At 66.4% G+C, this 15,904-nt stretch carries 13 protein-coding genes; 11 read left to right on the plus strand and 2 right to left on the minus strand.

All coding sequences use genetic code 11. The annotated features are described in order from the left end of the window. The first annotated feature begins 30 nt into the window (after positions 1–30). The 3 genes from BMY53_RS11825 to BMY53_RS11835 are packed head-to-tail and all read left to right on the plus strand — an operon-like array spanning position 31 to position 3,144. Positions 31–1,602: an Ada metal-binding domain-containing protein gene (locus BMY53_RS11825; RefSeq protein WP_092946684.1), complete on the plus strand. Its 1,572-nt coding sequence runs from the start codon at positions 31–33 to the stop codon at positions 1,600–1,602. Further along, positions 1,589–2,254 (plus strand): methylated-DNA--[protein]-cysteine S-methyltransferase, encoded by a 666-nt coding sequence (locus tag BMY53_RS11830; RefSeq protein ID WP_092946685.1) that lies wholly within the window; start codon positions 1,589–1,591, stop codon positions 2,252–2,254. The genes BMY53_RS11825 and BMY53_RS11830 overlap by 14 nt, the downstream gene beginning before the upstream one ends. Then, positions 2,251–3,144 carry a DMT family transporter gene (locus tag BMY53_RS11835; RefSeq protein WP_092946686.1) on the plus strand — a complete coding sequence of 298 codons (894 nt, stop codon included), beginning with the start codon at positions 2,251–2,253 and terminating at the stop codon, positions 3,142–3,144. Before BMY53_RS11830 ends, BMY53_RS11835 begins: the two co-directional genes overlap by 4 nt. A gap of 10 nt (positions 3,145–3,154) precedes the next feature. Here BMY53_RS11835 and BMY53_RS11840 read toward each other — a convergent pair whose 3' ends face one another. Continuing rightward, positions 3,155–3,778 carry a TetR/AcrR family transcriptional regulator gene (locus BMY53_RS11840; RefSeq protein WP_092946687.1) on the minus strand — a complete coding sequence of 208 codons (624 nt, stop codon included), beginning with the start codon at positions 3,776–3,778 and terminating at the stop codon, positions 3,155–3,157. 193 nt (positions 3,779–3,971) lie between these two features. On the opposite strand from BMY53_RS11840, the gene BMY53_RS11845 reads away from it, so the two are divergent. Continuing rightward, the gene (locus BMY53_RS11845) at positions 3,972–5,444 is read left to right on the plus strand and encodes an MFS transporter (protein ID WP_092946688.1); all 1,473 of its coding nucleotides are present in this window, start codon (positions 3,972–3,974) and stop codon (positions 5,442–5,444) included. Here BMY53_RS11845 and ligA read toward each other — a convergent pair. After that, entirely contained in the window at positions 5,441–7,636 is a 2,196-nt protein-coding gene (gene ligA / locus BMY53_RS11850; RefSeq protein WP_092946897.1) for an NAD-dependent DNA ligase LigA, read from the minus strand. The genes BMY53_RS11845 and ligA overlap by 4 nt on opposite strands. A 291-nt stretch (positions 7,637–7,927) precedes the next feature. On the opposite strand from ligA, the gene BMY53_RS11855 reads away from it, so the two are divergent. From BMY53_RS11855 to BMY53_RS11885, 7 genes are read left to right on the plus strand one after another with little or no spacing between them, the layout of a single operon-like run. Next, positions 7,928–8,587: a prepilin-type N-terminal cleavage/methylation domain-containing protein gene (locus BMY53_RS11855; RefSeq protein WP_092946689.1), complete on the plus strand. Its 660-nt coding sequence runs from the start codon at positions 7,928–7,930 to the stop codon at positions 8,585–8,587. 51 nt (positions 8,588–8,638) lie between these two features. Beyond that, a complete protein-coding gene (locus BMY53_RS11860; RefSeq protein WP_092946690.1) occupies positions 8,639–9,148 on the plus strand; it encodes a toxin co-regulated pilus biosynthesis Q family protein in 510 nt (169 codons plus the stop codon). Positions 9,149–9,174: 26 nt separating this feature from the next. Then, positions 9,175–10,899: a secretin N-terminal domain-containing protein gene (locus BMY53_RS11865; RefSeq protein ID WP_177200841.1), complete on the plus strand. Its 1,725-nt coding sequence runs from the start codon at positions 9,175–9,177 to the stop codon at positions 10,897–10,899. 10 nt (positions 10,900–10,909) lie between these two features. Next, positions 10,910–12,331, plus strand: coding sequence for a type 4b pilus protein PilO2 (locus BMY53_RS11870; protein WP_092946692.1), 1,422 nt, complete (start codon positions 10,910–10,912; stop codon positions 12,329–12,331). Next, on the plus strand, positions 12,309–12,989 hold the full coding sequence (locus BMY53_RS11875) for a hypothetical protein (protein WP_143074040.1): 681 nt from the start codon (positions 12,309–12,311) through the stop codon (positions 12,987–12,989). The genes BMY53_RS11870 and BMY53_RS11875 overlap by 23 nt, the downstream gene beginning before the upstream one ends. Before the next feature lie 52 nt (positions 12,990–13,041). Next, a complete protein-coding gene (locus tag BMY53_RS11880; protein WP_218151225.1) occupies positions 13,042–14,772 on the plus strand; it encodes a GspE/PulE family protein in 1,731 nt (576 codons plus the stop codon). Positions 14,773–14,780: 8 nt separating this feature from the next. Further along, positions 14,781–15,875 carry a type II secretion system F family protein gene (locus BMY53_RS11885; protein ID WP_092946695.1) on the plus strand — a complete coding sequence of 365 codons (1,095 nt, stop codon included), beginning with the start codon at positions 14,781–14,783 and terminating at the stop codon, positions 15,873–15,875. Positions 15,876–15,904 lie beyond the last annotated feature (29 nt).

Here is a 15,904-nt window from a genome sequence, read left to right on the forward strand (position 1 = left end):
CTGAGCGGGAGCGGTCCCTATCATTCATCCATGGCTCCCCTGCTCGACCCCCACCACTGCTACCCGGCGCTGCTCGCCCGGGATGCCCGTTTCGACGGCCAGTGGTTTGTCGCCGTGAAGACGACCGGCATCTATTGCCGCCCGATCTGCCGGGTGCGGCCGCCCAAGCAGGAGAACTGCGTCTTCTACACCACCGCCAGCCAGGCGGAGGCCGCGCACTTTCGCCCCTGCCTGAAGTGCCGCCCCGAACTGGCGCCCGCTGCCCGTTCCTGGAGCGCCATGGACGCCAGCGAGGTGCTGGCCCGCGAGGCCGCCCGCTGGCTGGACGAGTGCGCGCCGGACCAGGCCACCCTGCCCGCGCTGGCGGCCCATCTGGGCGTGAGCGAGCGGCACGTGCGGCGCGTGTTCACCGCCGTGCATGGCGTGGCGCCCCTGCAATACCTGCAGACTCGGCGGCTGCTGCTGGCCAAACAATTGTTGACAGACACCACGCTGCCAGTCGCCCAGGTGGCGCTGGCTGCCGGGTTCTCCAGCCTGCGCCGTTTCAATGCGGCCTTTGCCGACCATTACCGGCTCAGCCCCACGGCGCTGCGCAACGGGCGTGCACCACGCCTGGCGGAAGCGGAGCCTCCCGAACACGAACTGCGCCTGGACCTGCGCCCGCCGCTGCAGACCTCCGCCATGCTCCAGTTCCTGGCGGCCCGCGCGGTACCTGGCGTGGAACACGTGGACCTGGCGGGGCTCAGCCTGCGGCGCAGTGTCCGGATGTCACTGCCGGGCCAGGCGGATGTGTTGGGTTGGGTGGCCGTGCAATTCACGCCGGACGGGGCCGAGCGGCCCCGCGTCACCCTGCGGCTCAGCGCCTCCCTCTGGCCCCACGTGGCCAGCCTCATGCCGCGCCTGCGCCGCTGGCTGGACCTGGACGCCGACCCCCAGGCCATTGCCACCGCTCTGGGCGATGCCCTCGGCCCGCCCGCCCTCGGCCTGCGTTTGCCGGGCACCCTGGACCGTTTTGAACTGGCCGTGCGTGCGGTGCTGGGTCAACAGGTGACGGTGGCCGCCGCGCGCACCTTGGCCACCCGCCTGATCGCCCGTTTCGGGGAACCACTGCCGGCGGCACTGGAGGCGCCGGCCCCGGTGACCCACGCGTTCCCGTCGGCGCAGCGGCTGGCCACGGCCACCGTCGATGAGGTCGCCGCCCTGGGCATGCCCGCCCGCCGGGCGCAGGCGCTGATCCACCTGTCCGGCCAATGGCCCGGGCTGGCCTTTGCGCAGGGGCGGGGGAGCGTCGACAACGCCATCGCCGAACTCGCCGCCCTGCCCGGCCTCGGCCCCTGGACCGCCCACTACATGCTGATGCGGGGCTGGAGCTGGCCGGACGCCTTCCTGCCAGGCGATGTGGTGCTGCGCCAGCGTCTGGAGAGCCGTGCGGGTACGCCGTTGCGGCCGGCAGCGCTGGTCGAGGCGGCGGTGGGTTATGCGCCCTACCGAAGCTATGCCGTGCTGCAACTCTGGCGCGAGGCCGCTGCCCTGCCCCGGCCGCCCAGGGCATCAAGACCACCCCCACTGCCCGCCAAGGAGTGCTGTGATGAAACACCGTGACCGTACCCGCCATGCCCGCCACACCCACCATCCCTGCCACATCTGCCAGACCGAGATGGACTCGCCCCTGGGCCGTATCCTGATCGCCCGCAACGCCCATGGCCTGTCCGGGTTGTGGTTCGAAGGCCAGAAGTACCACCCCGGCGTGCTGGCGGTGCCCCGGGACGACCACGACCCGCTTCTGGCGCGCACGGTACAAGCCCTGCACGCCTATTTCGACGGTCAGGCGCTCCAACTGCCGGCGCTGGCGCCTCAGGGCACGCCGTTCCAGCAGGCGGTCTGGCAATGGCTGCTGGATATTCCTGCAGGTGCCACCTGGACCTATGGTCAACTGGCGGCCCGGGTGGGCCGTCCTGAAGCGGTCCGTGCCGTTGCCGCCGCCGTGGGGCGCAACCCGCTGTCCATTCTGGTCCCCTGCCACCGCGTGATCGGCGCCAACGGTCAACTCACGGGTTATGCCGGCGGGCTGGACCGCAAGCGGGCGCTATTGGCGCTGGAGGCGGCCTTGGAGGCCCTGGACGCCCCAGGGGCAAGACGGGAGGCGCAGTCGCCGACTTTGGCAGAACCGGTACAAGACAGGTCAGCAGCGCCAGCAAGAGGTGTCATGGCCAACAACCAGGCGCCTCGCGCGCCACAGGGAGCAAGTGCTTGAAGCAACGTGATCTGGGGGAACTGATCCTCCTGGCGGCCATCTGGGGCGCGTCCTTTTTGTTCATGCGCATCGCGGCGCCCGAATTCGGCCCGGTGGCCACCGCCTTTGTGCGGGTGGCCGGGGCCTCGCTGCTGTTGCTGCCCCTGCTGGGGATGCGGGAAGGATTCGGGGACCTGCGCCGGCACTGGCCGGCCCTGCTCCTGGTGGGTCTGCTCAACGGCGCACTGCCATTTGCGCTGTTCAGCTACGCAGCACTCTCCATCAACGCCGGCCTCTCCAGCATCCTGAACGCGACCACGCCCATGTGGGGCGCGCTGATCGCCTGGGCCTGGTTCAGCCAGCGCATGGACGGCTCCCGGCTGGTGGGCCTGGCCGTGGGTTTCGCTGGCGTGGTGCTGCTGGCCTGGGACAAGGCGTCCTTCAAACCCGGTGGCAGCGGCTTCGCCATCCTGGCCGTGCTGCTGGCCACTTTCAGTTATGGCGTGGCCGCCAATGCGACCAAGCGCTTCCTGAGCCAGGCCACACCTTTGGGCGTGGCCACCGGCAGCCAGTTTGCAGCAGCCCTGCTGCTGACGCTGCCCGCCTGGCTGCAACGGCCGGCGCAAATGCCCGGGCCGCGCGCCTGGTGGGCCATTGGCCTGCTGGCCCTGCTGTGCACCAGCGTGGCCTACATCCTCTTCTTCCGACTGATGAAGCGGGTGGGCCCCACCAACACCATCTCGGTGACCTTCCTCATCCCGGTCTTTGCCCTGCTCTGGGGCTGGCTGTTCCTGGGCGAGACACTCAATGCCTCCATGGCACTGGGCTGCCTGGTGGTGCTGCTGGGGACGGGCCTGGCGATCGGGGTGCTCCGGCTGCCCCTGCCGGCGGCAGCAAGGCCGGCAAAGTAGCACCCCTGCGTCAGGTGGCCGAAACCCCTGCCCTAGCCTGATGGCCAAAGCCGGCCGTGAGCGCCTCTCGGGCGATGGTCAGGATTTCTTCTGACAACTCTGGCGCTGCGGCCGCACAGGCACGCGACAGTGTCAGCGCGCCCACCATCGCGGACACCAGGAGGATCGCCCGGGCCTTGTCCTCGGCGTCGGGCACGGCCATCACCGTGCCATCGGGCCGATGCCGTGCCAGGGTCTGCAGATAGGCGGCCACGCCATCGCTCATCGCCTGCCCGAGCTGCCCGCCCTCCCGGGCCGCATCCACCGCCAGCGCCGCCATGGCGCATCCGGCACCCGGTGCATCGCGGTGGGCCGGGCTCAGATAGCGCTCCAGATGCTGACGCAAGTCCCCCCCCTGCTGGCTCAACTGGGTGGTCAGACGCTCCAGCCCCATGTCCATCGCCGCCGTACAGGCCTCCGCCGCCAGGGCCTCCTTGGAGTCAAAGCGGCCATAAAAACCCCCATGCGTGAAGCCCGCTTCACGGGAAATCTCGGCCAACCCCACCCCGGCCACCCCACGCTCGCGGTACAGCCGCGCAGCGGCATCCACCAGCGCCTGGCGGTTGGCGGCGGACTGTTGCTTGGTGACTTTCATGAAGACTCCTTGGTGCACGGAAACCGCCTGTGCGTTGGCTGTGGCGATGACGCCTTCTGGCGGTCACTCATTCTAAAGAGGCCCCCCGGCCAGACCGATCAACCGGCAAGCGGCCCCGTTTTGAGTATGGTCATCATTGAATCTAGCCATCGCCGTTACGATGTTGACTTTCATCAAAACAAGTCGAGGCCGCATGCTTGCCGACTCCCTGTCCCGCCAATTGCGTGAGCGTGGCCTGCATTTCAGCTGGGTCATTGCAGGGCTCACCTTCCTGACCATGCTGTTCATGTCTGCCGCGCTGGGCCTGCCGGGCGCGATGCTGCAGCCCCTGTCGCAGGAGTTCGGCTGGACCACGGGGCAGATTTCATCCGCGCTAGCCCTGCGATTTGCGCTCTTTGGGTTGATGGGGCCCTTCGCGGCGGTGCTGATGGAACGCTTTGGCGTCAGGGCGGTGGTCAGCACCGCGCTGGCACTGGTGGGCGGCGGCATGTTGATGGCAGGCTTTGTGCGGGAGCTGTGGCAACTGGTGGCGCTGTGGGGTGTGGTGCTGGGCGTGGGCAGCGGCATGACCGCACTGGTGCTGGGCGCCGTGGTTTCCAGCCGGTGGTTTGCAACACGCCGTGGCCTGGTGATGGGCGTGCTGACGGCCAGCGCAGCCACGGGCCAGTTGGTCTGCCTGCCGATCGCCGCCTGGTTGATCCAGCACGGTGGCTGGCGGGCTCCCCTGCTGCCAATGGCCGTGCTGTGCCTGGTGGTGATGGTGCTGGTGTGGATGCTGATGAAGGACCGACCGTCCGATCTCGGGCTGACGCCATACGGCCAGCCGGCTGCGGTTGACGAGGTCGCGGTACCGGCACCAACACCAACACCAACACCAACACCAACACCAACACCAACACCAACACCAACAGCAACAGCAACAGCAACAGCAACAGCAACACCAACAGCAACACCAACTCCCACATCGGCATCGGCATCGGCATCGGCATCGGCATCCGCGCCGGCGCCGGTGACCTGGGCCACGCCCTTCATCGCCCTGCGCGAGGCCGTGGGCGAGCCCACGTTCTGGCTGCTGTTCGGCACCTTCTTCATCTGCGGCCTCTCCACCAACGGTCTGGTGCAGACGCACTTCATCTCGTTGTGCGGGGACTACGGGCTGGCCGCCGTGCCGGCCGCTTCAGTGCTGGCCATGATGGGGGTGTTCGATTTCATCGGCACCATCGCTTCAGGCTGGCTGAGCGACCGGTACGACACCCGCAAGCTGCTGTTCTGGTACTACGGCTTGCGGGGACTGTCGCTGCTGTGGCTGCCGCATGCGGACTTCACTCTGTACGGGCTGTCCCTGTTTGCGATGTTCTATGGCCTGGACTGGATCGCCACCGTCCCGCCAACCGTGCGGCTCACGGCCGACCGGTTTGGGCCCGCCCAGGTGGGCCTGGTGTTTGGCTGGATCTTCGCCGGGCACCAGATGGGCGCCGCCGTGGCCGCCTACGGCGCCGGCCTGAGCCGCAGCCTGTTGCTGAGCTATGCGCCGGCACTGTACGTGGCGGGCGCGGCCTGCCTGCTGGCCGCCGCAATGGCCATGGCCATCCGGCGGCGGCGGGTGGCCAGCCCCGACGCTGCAACGGCGCGGGTCGCGCCGAGTGCCGGCTGTTCCTCGACTTAGCCGGCGCTGGTCTCGCCGCCCACCGGGCCGCCCACCGTGCCGCCCACCTGGCCGCTGGTTTCTCCGCCGGTTTCGCTACGGCCCTCGCCGCTCGCCTCAACGGGCGGGCTGCTGAGCAGCGCCTGCAGGCCCGCTTCGTCCACCACCGCAATGCCCAGTTCCTGGGCCTTGTCCAGCTTGGAGCCGGCTTCTTCGCCAGCGACCACGTAACTCGTCTTCTTGGACACCGAGCCGCTCACCTTGCCCCCCGCCGCCTCAATCAACGCCTTGGCTTCGTCACGGGAGAGCGTGGGCAGCGAGCCGGTGAGCACCAGCGTCTTGCCTAGGAGCGGCTGCGGGCCTTGCGGCTGTGCGGCCGCGCCGTCGGTTTTCGGAAAATCCACACCGGCAGCCATCAACTGCTCCACCACCTCCCGGTTATGGGGTTCTGCAAAGAAGGCGGCGATGCTCTTGGCCACCACCGGGCCCACATCCTTGACCTCCAGCAGTTGCTCCTCGGTTGCTGCCATCAGCGCATCCATGTTGCCGAAGTGCTTGGCCAGGTCCTTGGCCGTGGTCTCCCCCACGTGGCGGATGCCCAATGCATACAGGAACCGCCCCAGCGTGGTCGTCTTGCTCTTATGCAAGGCGTCATACAGGTTCTGGGCGCTCTTCTCCCCCATGCGCTCCAGCGCCGCCAGCTTGGCCACGCCCAGCTTGTAGAGGCCCGGCAGGCTGGTGACGATGCCGCCATCCACCAGTTGGTCCACCAGCTTGTCGCCCAGGCCTTCGATGTCCATGGCCCGACGGCCCGCAAAGTGCAGCAAGGCCTGCTTGCGCTGTGCGGGGCAGAAGATGCCGCCGCTGCAGCGGTGGTCGATGCCGCCCTGCTCCCGCACCACGTCACTGCCGCAGATGGGGCAATGGCGCGGCATGTGGAAATTGGGCACGTATTGCGCGCGCTGGGTATCCACCTTGCCGACGATCTCGGGGATCACATCGCCCGCACGGCGCACGATGACCTCGTCACCCACCCGAACGCCCTTGCGGCGCAACTCGAAGACGTTGTGCAGGGTCGCATTGCTGACCGTGGTGCCGCCCACAAACACCGGCTCCAGCTTGGCCACCGGTGTCAATTTGCCGGTGCGGCCGACCTGGATGTCGATGGCATTGAGGCGGGTGATCTGTTCCTGCGCCGGGTACTTGTGGGCCACCGCCCAACGCGGTTCGCGTGAGACAAATCCCAGGCGCCGCTGCAGCTCTCGGCTGTTGACCTTGTAGACCACCCCGTCGATGTCAAACGGCAACTCATCGCGCCTGGCTCCCATCGCCTGGTGGAACTGCACCAGGCCTTCGGCGCCCAGTGCCACGGCGCGGTCGGCGCACACCGGCAGGCCAAAGGACTGCAGGGCATCCAGCATGGCGCTGTGGGTGGGGGGAATGTCCCAGCCCTGCACATCACCCAGACCGTAGGCAAAGAAGCTCAGCGGTCGCTGCCGTACCAGGTTGGGGTCCAGTTGGCGGATGGCCCCGGCTGCAGTATTGCGCGGGTTGACGAAGGTTTTTTCATGGGCCTGGCGCTGTCGCTCGTTCAGCGCCTCGAAATCGTCACGGCGCATGTAGACCTCGCCGCGCACCTCCAGCACGTCGGCCCGGGCCCCGCCCCCCTGGAGCTTCAGCGGGATCTGGCCGATGGTGCGCACGTTCTGGGTGACGTCTTCCCCGGTTTCGCCATTGCCGCGGGTGGCCGCCTGCACCAGCACGCCGTGTTCGTACCGCAGATTGATGGCCAGCCCATCGAATTTGAGCTCGGCGGCATACGCCACCGGGGCTGCATTCGGTTCCAGGTCCAGCTCACGGCGCACGCGGGCATCGAAATTCTCAGCGCCCGTGGCCTGGGTGTCGGTCTCGGTACGAATGGACAGCATTGGCACGGTGTGCCGCACGGGAATAAAACCTTCCAGCACCCGGCCACCGACCCGCTGGGTGGGGGAATCCGGCGTCAGCAGGGCCGGATGGCTGGCTTCCAGCGCCTGCAGCTCCTGGAACAGCTGGTCGTAGGCGGCATCGGGCAGCGCCGGGGTGTCCAGCACGTAATACAGGTGGGCGTGGTGATGCAGCTGGTCGCGCAGTTCGGCGGCGCGGGCGGCCACGCCAGCAGGCACGGCCGGCGTTTCGTGAGAAACGGCATCAAGTGAACGTTCGGAATTCATGCCCGGATTGTGGCTCACCGCCACTAACTGGAAGTCGCCACAAGGGGGCGCCAAAGGTCACCGCGCGGATGGGCCACCCCACCGCTCCCATGCAAATCGAGAGAGGCACCTAACTCATCCATGCGGTCATTTTTAGCATTTGATGGAAGTTCTTTTTATCACTTACGAACCTAGGATTCCGCTCCATGTCGTCGCACTCGGCGGCATCGGCGCTCCACTCAGTTCACTTACCGGCTGTCAGCGTGGCGCGTCGAAACCTATTCAACGGCCCCCTTACCAGGACCTTTATTCATGAACCACCACTCCCACGCACTCCGCGCCAAGACCTTCGCCAAGCGGCAGAAGGGTTACACGCTGATCGAACTGTCGATCGCCCTGGCCATCATCTCCGTGATCATCGTCGGCTCGCTGGTCGGCGTGCAACGCATCCTGTCCAACAACCGTGCTAACAATCTGCTGAGCGAGATTCCGCGAATCAACGCGGCATTGGTGGGCTCGGCGGCCAACGCCAACTCCAATACGCTCAGCACAATCACGACCAGCAATGCGGCTTCACTCGGTGCGTTCTCCCCCAACGCGGTGAGCTGGGAGGGCGAGACCGCCACCGTGACGAACGCTTTCGGCGGCAACATCTTCATCCAGGGCCTCTCTAACACCATCAACTTTGACGGTGTCACGCGTGGTTATGTCGTGACCGCGACCGGTGTGGCCAGGGACATGTGCGCCACCGTCGTGAATGGCCTCGCACCCTTGGCCCAGGCGCTGTGGGTCGACCAAAACACCACAGTGCCGAGTGGCCCCCTAACAAGCAAACCTGCGGACGCAGATCTGATCAAGGGTCCTGGCCAGGACGCTTCGATCAATCTGGGCACGATGTCCACGCAGTGCCGCGGCTCGACGAATGGAAGCAGCACTAGCACGATGGTCGTGCACGCATTTATCGCCATCTAACTTTTCCACTTGCCTGGGTTTCGCGCTGCGAAGCCTGGGCTTCGGCTCGTCATGAACACACTCAGGCTTCTTCCCTCACTCGCCTTGGTATTGGCCGCCGGCGCCCAGGCTGCCGCCCCGGCATCTTCGACGTCTTCGTCGCCATCCAGCACGCCCTTGCCGGCAGCCCGGGCAGAGATCCCCGGTTACGGCGAGGTGGAATGGATCCGCACGCCACGTGCACAACCCCTCCTCCCCGGCACTGAGGCCGGCACTGAGGCCGACGCCTTGAAGGCCATGCGCGCTGAAGCGCCGACCGAATGGACGGTGGAGTTGTCCGACCAGAGTTTCCGCCAGACCTTGCTGCGCTGGACACGAATCGCCAATTGGCAACTGGTCTGGGAAGTCGATCGCGATTTCGCCATTGATGCCCAGGTCACCCTGAATGGCAACTTTCTGCAGGCCCTGGATCAGGCCATGACGGCCCTGCGGGACACCGATTTCCCGGTGCAGGCCCGCATCAATCCAGACACCCGTGTCGTTCGCGTTGTGCGCTACATGCTTGACGGAGAACGGCGTTGATCCAAATCAAAAACAAAGATATGTCTGTGTCCGCACTCCCACGACGCCTGGCCCTGTTCATGGGCTGTGTGCTTTCCAGCGGCTGCGCCATACAAGCCACCCAGGTGGCTCAGCGTGAATATCAGGACGCCAAGGACCGCACGGGCGGTTTCCAGGCACAAGCCCGTGAGCCGCAGCGCCTGCCGCCCATGGTGCAGGCCGACACCGTGCCCCGCTTCGCAAGGCATTCCATCCCCATGCAGCGCGCGGCCACGCTGCCCACCCATATCGGCCAGGTGACCCTGCGTTATCCCGGGCGCCATCCCTTGGCGACCGTGGCGGAGCTGATTTCCCGGCTCATCGACATTCCCGTCCTCATGACGCCGGATGCCCTGGGCAATGCCAGCGATTACGCGCCTGGCGGCATGCTCGGTACGGATGCCCAAGCCGCAGGCCCGGCCGCGAACGCCAACGCCAACGCCAAGGCTGGCGACAACCACACCGCCCTCAGCCAGCAGGCGGTGGCCGCCGGTGCGCGCACGCTGGCCATCCAGCCACGTGACCTGCAAAACACCATGGAGCTGGACTATTCCGGCCCGCTGGCTGGGCTGCTCAACCAGGTGGCCACCCGGGCTGGCCTGCAGTGGGAATACACCGGGGGCAAGATCGTCTTCAGCCGTCTGGTCACCCGCTCCATCCTCGTCAAGGCGCTGCCCAACGGCCTCAAGACCACCGGCAGCTTCGATGTCTTTGGCGGCAACAGTTCCAGCGAGAGCGGCGGCAGTGGCGGCGGCAGTGGCGGGAACAGCAGCAGCGGTGGCAGCGGCAGCAACGGCACCCTGACCGTCGATTTCACGACCGAAAGCGACTACTGGGCCGGTCTCAAAGACTCGCTCAAAGGCATGCTCTCCGCCCGCGCCCATCTGCAGGTCGACCCTCGCTCCGGCCTGGTGACCGTGACGGACGCGCTCAACAATGTGGAACGGGTCGAGGCCTTCCTGCAGGAGGTCAACACCAGCCTGCTGCGACAGGTCTCCCTGGAGGTCGAGGTGCTGCAGGTCAACCTGACCGACCAATACAGCAACGGCATCAACTGGCAGGCCGTGATGGGCAAGGTCGGCGGGAATCAATGGTCGCTGACTGGCCCGCAAGGCCCGGGCGCACTGTCGGGCAACACCCCCGGGTCGCTGTCTTTCGTGTTGGCACCGTCGAGCTCGCGCGCCTCCCCCAGCAAGCTGGTGGCCGAATCGCTACAGGAATATGGCACGGTGGCCACCGCTTATTCCAGTGTGGTCACCACCACCAACCGCATGCCGGTTCCGGTGGGCTCGCTGCAGACCCAGTCCTACGTCCGGCAGACCACTGCGGCTGTGGTGAACGGCTCCACTGGCATCACGACCGCGGGCGCCCTCACCCCGGGCTCGATCTCCACCGGTCTGGGGCTGATGATCCTGCCGGTGATCCTGGACTCCAACCGCGTGCTGCTGCAAACCGCCATGCAGGTGAGTGAACTGCGAGAGATCAAGGCCTTCACCAGCGGCAGCGGTGCCACTGCGCAGTCCATCCAGTTGCCCAACACGGTGAGTTTCTCTTCGCTGCAGCGCATCAGCGTTCAGGCGGGGCAGACGCTGGTGCTGGTCGGCTACGAGCGGGAACAGACCCAGGCCGATGACTCGGACATCGTCCGTGGCCTGCTGCCCATCTCCAAGCGAGGGGGCCGTGCCAAGCAAGGCACGGTGATTCTGATCACGCCCCGCCTGACGGACCGGTAAAGGAGCGGCCATGTCATCCAATCATGGTTCCGCCTCCCTGAGCAGTTCCGCCGGGTTCGGCGCCTCCGGGTTCGACAACGGCGGGTTGCAGGGGCTCGGTACGGAGTCCGTCGCCAAAAGCTGCGTGATTGCCGGCACCCGCCTGGTCTTCGAGCTGGAATGGAGCCCCACGCAGAACCGCAGCGCGCCAGACGCCGAGTTTCAGCGCGCGCGCAAGCTGGGCTACAACTTTGCCACCATGCTGCCCGACAAGAGCCTGATCGGCCTGGCCAAGGCGGTGCAGGCGGGCTCAGGCAAACCGCATGCGGCGGTGGTGATGCTGGTCGAGCGCTTCTGCTCCGGCGGGGCTGAAGCGGTCCTGATCTCGGTCGGTCAACGGGGGGTCGCCTTCGTCGGCCTGATGGACCGTCGCCCGGTGCCCGGTTTCGACCGGCTGCTCAGTGGCCTCGATGCTGCGCTGGCCCTGCTGAAGGAGTTCCGGGACATCCATATTGACCAGGATGTCCGCGTCGCGACCGACCTGGGAGACACCATCCCGAACAGCGAAGTCTTGCAGACCCAGACGGTCTTCGAGATGCCCGAAGCCGGGTCGCTGGTGCGACCGCTGATCAACCGCGCGCTGCGCAGAACCGTGCTGGGTGGCGGCACCGCCGCTGTGGTGCTGAGCGCTGCCCTGGGGTCGTTTCTCTGGTCGCAACACCAGCAGCGCAAGGCGGCTGACGAAGCTGCGCGGCTGGCCCGGGAAAACGATCCGAACCGCCAGTACGAGGCCAACATCAATGCCATGCTGGCCAGGGCGGGCATCCCTGGCAACGTGGTGCTGGACCAATGGCGCGGCCTGCTGAATCGCCTGCCCATCACCCGCGAAGGCTGGGCCCTTCAGCGATTTGAATGCACGCAGGCCTCCCGCGAGTGCGTGGCCACCTGGACCCGCAACTACGGCAACTTTCAGGACTTCCTCACTCGCCCGCCGGTAGGCGTGCGGGAGCCCCGGTTCGGGACGCTGTCCAACAACAACGATGTGCTGGGCGCGTCGATGACCACCTTCCACAGCTGGGATGTGGCAGATCAGCAAGCGAATCACCAATCGGATCACCAGGCGCTCGCCCGCCCCACCCTGCCCAGGGTGGGCGAGGTGCCCGAAACCTGGGGCAGCCGGCTACAGGATCTGGCGCTTGCAGCAGGCGGCGCGGCCAATGTCACATCGCTGAAACCGGCCCGCCTGTTCGGCCCGTCCAGCGTCACCAGCTTGCAGGCTATTCAACAACCGGTGGTGGCCATGGAGTGGCGCATCGTCGATGGCATGTGGTCACTGCCGGCCATCGACCTGCCGCCGTCGGCCGTCCCGGAGTCCCTCACCGTCCAGTTGGCGCCCACCCAGATCACTTACACACTTACCGGAAACGTCTATGCCAAAGGCAAGTCCTATTAAGGCCCCCGCCGCAATCCGCACGGTTTGCACCGCTCTGCTGGCGCTGAGCAGCGGCCTCGTCCTGACCGTCTCCACCGCTATCGCCCGCGAAGAGGGCGAGGAAGCGAATCAGTCGGCGGCCTCGTCCTCCATGCAGCAGATCATCGAGTCGGCCCGGCGCAAGAAGGCCCAGGAACTGGAAGCCGCCGCACGGCGGATGCTGGGAACTGATACCAGCGCGCCGGCATCGACCGCACCGATGCTGCCGCCCCCCCCCGTCCAGGATTCGAAGGCCGATGAGCTGCCCAGGGTGTGGTCCATCTCCGGCATGAACAAACACCTGGAAGCCGAGCTGTACTACCAGGGCCGCATTTATCCCGTGAAGCTGGCCGGGGATGGCGGCACGGTGCGCGTAGGCCCCTGGACCGTACGCACCATCAGCAGCACCGGTGTGACAGTCGCGCCGATGGCAGGCCACCGGGCGGCCAGCCGCTGGCCTTCGTCAATTGTCCTGCCGCCGCCAGAACGCGGCAGTTCGCTGTCCAGCTATCCGTTCTATACGGCGGCGGACAGCCGCGTGGGTGGGCCTGAATCGGCCGCGTTGCCGCCCTCGGCACTGCGGGCCAGCCAGTTGCCATTGAGTGGGTCGGTCGCCATGGCCCCAGGTGGGGTGTATTGAGATGCCAGTCAGCCCGCCATCAGGTGATCGGCCAGAGGATGGGCCGTCGGCGGTGGACGCCACCAGCCCGGCCGCCGCTGCGGCTCCCGGAAGCTCCCGTCACATCACTGACTATGCCCAGTTGCCCCCCTATGACCACGTGCTGTCGGTGGTCTCGGACAACGTGATGGCCGGGAAGGAGGAGCGGCAGGTCCGCGTCTCCCGCGAGAAAGAGCACAAGCTGCTGGCGCTGGCCTTGCCGGCCCAGCGTTTCCTGGTGCTGTCCACCGAGGACGAACTGCGCAGCCCGGACTGGTATCACGTCGTTCAGGCCAGCAAGCGCCTGGGCTTCGACTTCACCGGTTTCTACACGGCCACACCGGAGATCTTCGAGCTGATCGCCTACCGCACGCAGCACCGTGTCCTGGGTGGCGAAGCGGAAGGCGAAAGCGCACGCGCCATCGAAACCATGGTGGCCAACTCGTCCCCCCTGGAGTGGTTCCGCAGCATCATCCACCGTTGCCTGATTGCTGGCGCCAGCGACCTCCACCTGGAGGTCCGTGGAGAGATTGGCCGGGCACGCGTCCGGCTGGATGGCCTGATGCGGTCGCTCGGCAGCTTTCCGGCCCGTATCGTCATGGATGGCATTTCCGCGGCCTACACGGTGCTGGCCGAGGAGAACTCCCGCAGCGAGGTGGCCTTCAACGGCTCGGTCCCCCAGGGGGCGATGATTCCGCTGGACCTGCCCGACCAGCGACTGACCCTGCGCTACCAGAGCCACCCCGCCGTGGGCGGCATGGATGTGGTGATGCGCATCCTGCGCTCCAACCATGCGGCCCGCACCGCCCAGCTCACGCTGGAACGGTTGGGCTACACCCCCTGGCAGGTGGAGCGCCTGCACGACGCCTTGAGTTCTGCATGGGGTGGCATCTTTGTGGCGGGCATCACCGGCTCCGGCAAGACCACCACCCTCAACACCATGCTGGCCTACCTGGCACGCGACGGGACCCGCAAGCTCATCACCATCGAAGACCCGGTGGAATATGAGCTCTCCGGCGCGAGCCACCTCTCCGTTCAGCGCGGCGCGCTGGAAGCGGATGTGGGAAGCAACCCATTCCACGGCGCGATGCTGTCTTTTCTGCGGATGGACCCGGACGTCGGGCTGTTCGGTGAGATACGGGACTCCCTCTCCGCCAACATGGCGCAGGTGGCCATTCAGACCGGGCACAAGATCCTCTCCACCGTCCATGCCACCTCCGCACTGGGCGTGGTGAACCGGTTGAACTCCCACATCGTCGGCCTTCACCGTGAAGACCTTTGCAGCCCTGAGTTCATCTCCGCCCTGGTGTACCAGGTGCTTGTCCCCCTGAACTGCGAGCATTGCAAGGTACCGGCGCGCAGCATCATGACCAGCGAGGCGCTGTCTCTCTACGAGAACAGCTTCGGCATTCCAACGGAGAACATCTTCTGCGCCAGCGATGCCGGTTGCCCGCACTGCCGCAAACCCATGATCGATTACAGCCAAAGTGTGCGCAACGGCACGATGGGCCTGAAGGTGGGTGCCGAAGTGATCGTGCCCGACCTTCGCCTGCTGGAGCTGCTGCTGCAACGGCGCGACCTGGAGGCCAAGCGCTACTGGCGCAGCCGCCGCACGGCGCCCTTCACCGACCCCGACATGGACGGCAAGGAGGCCTGGGGCCATGTGTTGTATGACCTGTCCCAAGGCCGTGTGGACCCCTTCTATTTCGAACGTGCCTTCGGCCATGCCTCTTTGCTGGCTGATTCGCTGCTTCAAGAACACTGAGCATTGCCATGCCGATCATCGACTGGATCCTGTTCCGACTGGCCGCGCAGCGGCTGAGACAACGGCGAGCCGATTTCTACTACGACATGGCCAGCGCCCTGGAAGACAAGGTGCCCCTGTTCACCATCTTGCGCAAGTACGAGGCCCGCGGCCGCGTGCGTTCGCGCGGGGACGCCCTGCTCTACCGGCACATGCTGCGTGAAGCCATGGGGGGCTCGCTCTCGCAGGCCCTGATCGGCCTGGTGCCCAACGCGGAGCTCATCCTGATCGACGCGCTCCAGGGAGGTGGAGACAACGGCTTGGCCCGCGGCCTGTATTTCCTCTCCGACACCGTCGAAAAAGTCGACCAGATGTTCCGCACCGTGCGCAAGGCAGTCGTCTACCCGGTGATCCTGATGGTGCTGTTTGCGGCGCTGCTGACAGGCTTCTCGCTGTTTGCCGTTCCCATCCTCGCCGACCTGCTCCCGCCGGAGCGCTGGCCGCCGCTGGGCAAGGTGCTGTATGCCGTCTCCTACCTGGTAAGCCACTATGGATTGCTGCTCGCCCTGGGTGTGGTCGGGCTGCTGGTCACCTTTGGCATGTCGCTGCCCCGCTGGCAAGGTGTGGTGCGCCGCCGGCTGGATCGACTCGCGCCCTACAGTCTGTACCGGGACTTCTCGGGCGCCATGCTGATCGTCTCCATCTCCTCGTTGATGCGTGCGGGCGTGTCGCTGCGCTCCTCGCTGGAACGGGCCACCCGTTTCAGTTCCCCGTGGATGCGTTGGCATCTGCGCCAGATCCTGTCGCGCCTCTCCAGCGAACAGTCCACCCACTTCGGCCAGGCGTTCTCCACCGGCGTGCTCAACAAGGCGCTGGAGGACCGGGTGCAGGATGCCTCCGAGCGCCGTGACCCCATCGCTGCCTTCGTGAAGATTGGCATCGGCTCGATTGATCGGATCGAACGCTCCATCCAGGCCTCGGCGGGCCGCCTGAACGCCATCCTGATGGGTGTGGCAGGCCTGACGCTCGCCGGCATGATGGCCGGGTTCTTTGCCACCGCTTTCGAAATGCAAAGCGGGATCACGGCGACTCCCACGGTGACCTCTACTGCGCCATCGCCATGACCAGCCGCGCCACGACCGCCATCGATGTG

The sequence above is a fragment of the Roseateles sp. YR242 genome, from assembly GCF_900109745.1.
GTDB lineage: Bacteria > Pseudomonadota > Gammaproteobacteria > Burkholderiales > Burkholderiaceae_C > Roseateles.

Bases quoted from the DNA above. Each gene is read 5' to 3' on its own strand.
- BMY53_RS11855 (WP_092946689.1), top strand. From the start codon at position 7,928: ATGAACCACCACTCCCACGCACTCCGCGCCAAGACCTTCGCCAAGCGG.
- BMY53_RS11870 (WP_092946692.1), top strand. From the start codon at position 10,910: ATGTCATCCAATCATGGTTCCGCCTCCCTGAGCAGTTCCGCCGGGTTC.
- ligA (WP_092946897.1), bottom strand. From the start codon at position 7,636: ATGAATTCCGAACGTTCACTTGATGCCGTTTCTCACGAAACGCCGGCC.
- BMY53_RS11825 (WP_092946684.1), top strand. From the start codon at position 31: ATGGCTCCCCTGCTCGACCCCCACCACTGCTACCCGGCGCTGCTCGCC.
- BMY53_RS11860 (WP_092946690.1), top strand. From the start codon at position 8,639: ATGAACACACTCAGGCTTCTTCCCTCACTCGCCTTGGTATTGGCCGCC.
- BMY53_RS11840 (WP_092946687.1), bottom strand. From the start codon at position 3,778: ATGAAAGTCACCAAGCAACAGTCCGCCGCCAACCGCCAGGCGCTGGTG.
- BMY53_RS11845 (WP_092946688.1), top strand. From the start codon at position 3,972: ATGCTTGCCGACTCCCTGTCCCGCCAATTGCGTGAGCGTGGCCTGCAT.
- BMY53_RS11875 (WP_143074040.1), top strand. From the start codon at position 12,309: ATGCCAAAGGCAAGTCCTATTAAGGCCCCCGCCGCAATCCGCACGGTT.
- BMY53_RS11830 (WP_092946685.1), top strand. From the start codon at position 1,589: ATGAAACACCGTGACCGTACCCGCCATGCCCGCCACACCCACCATCCC.
- BMY53_RS11885 (WP_092946695.1), top strand. From the start codon at position 14,781: ATGCCGATCATCGACTGGATCCTGTTCCGACTGGCCGCGCAGCGGCTG.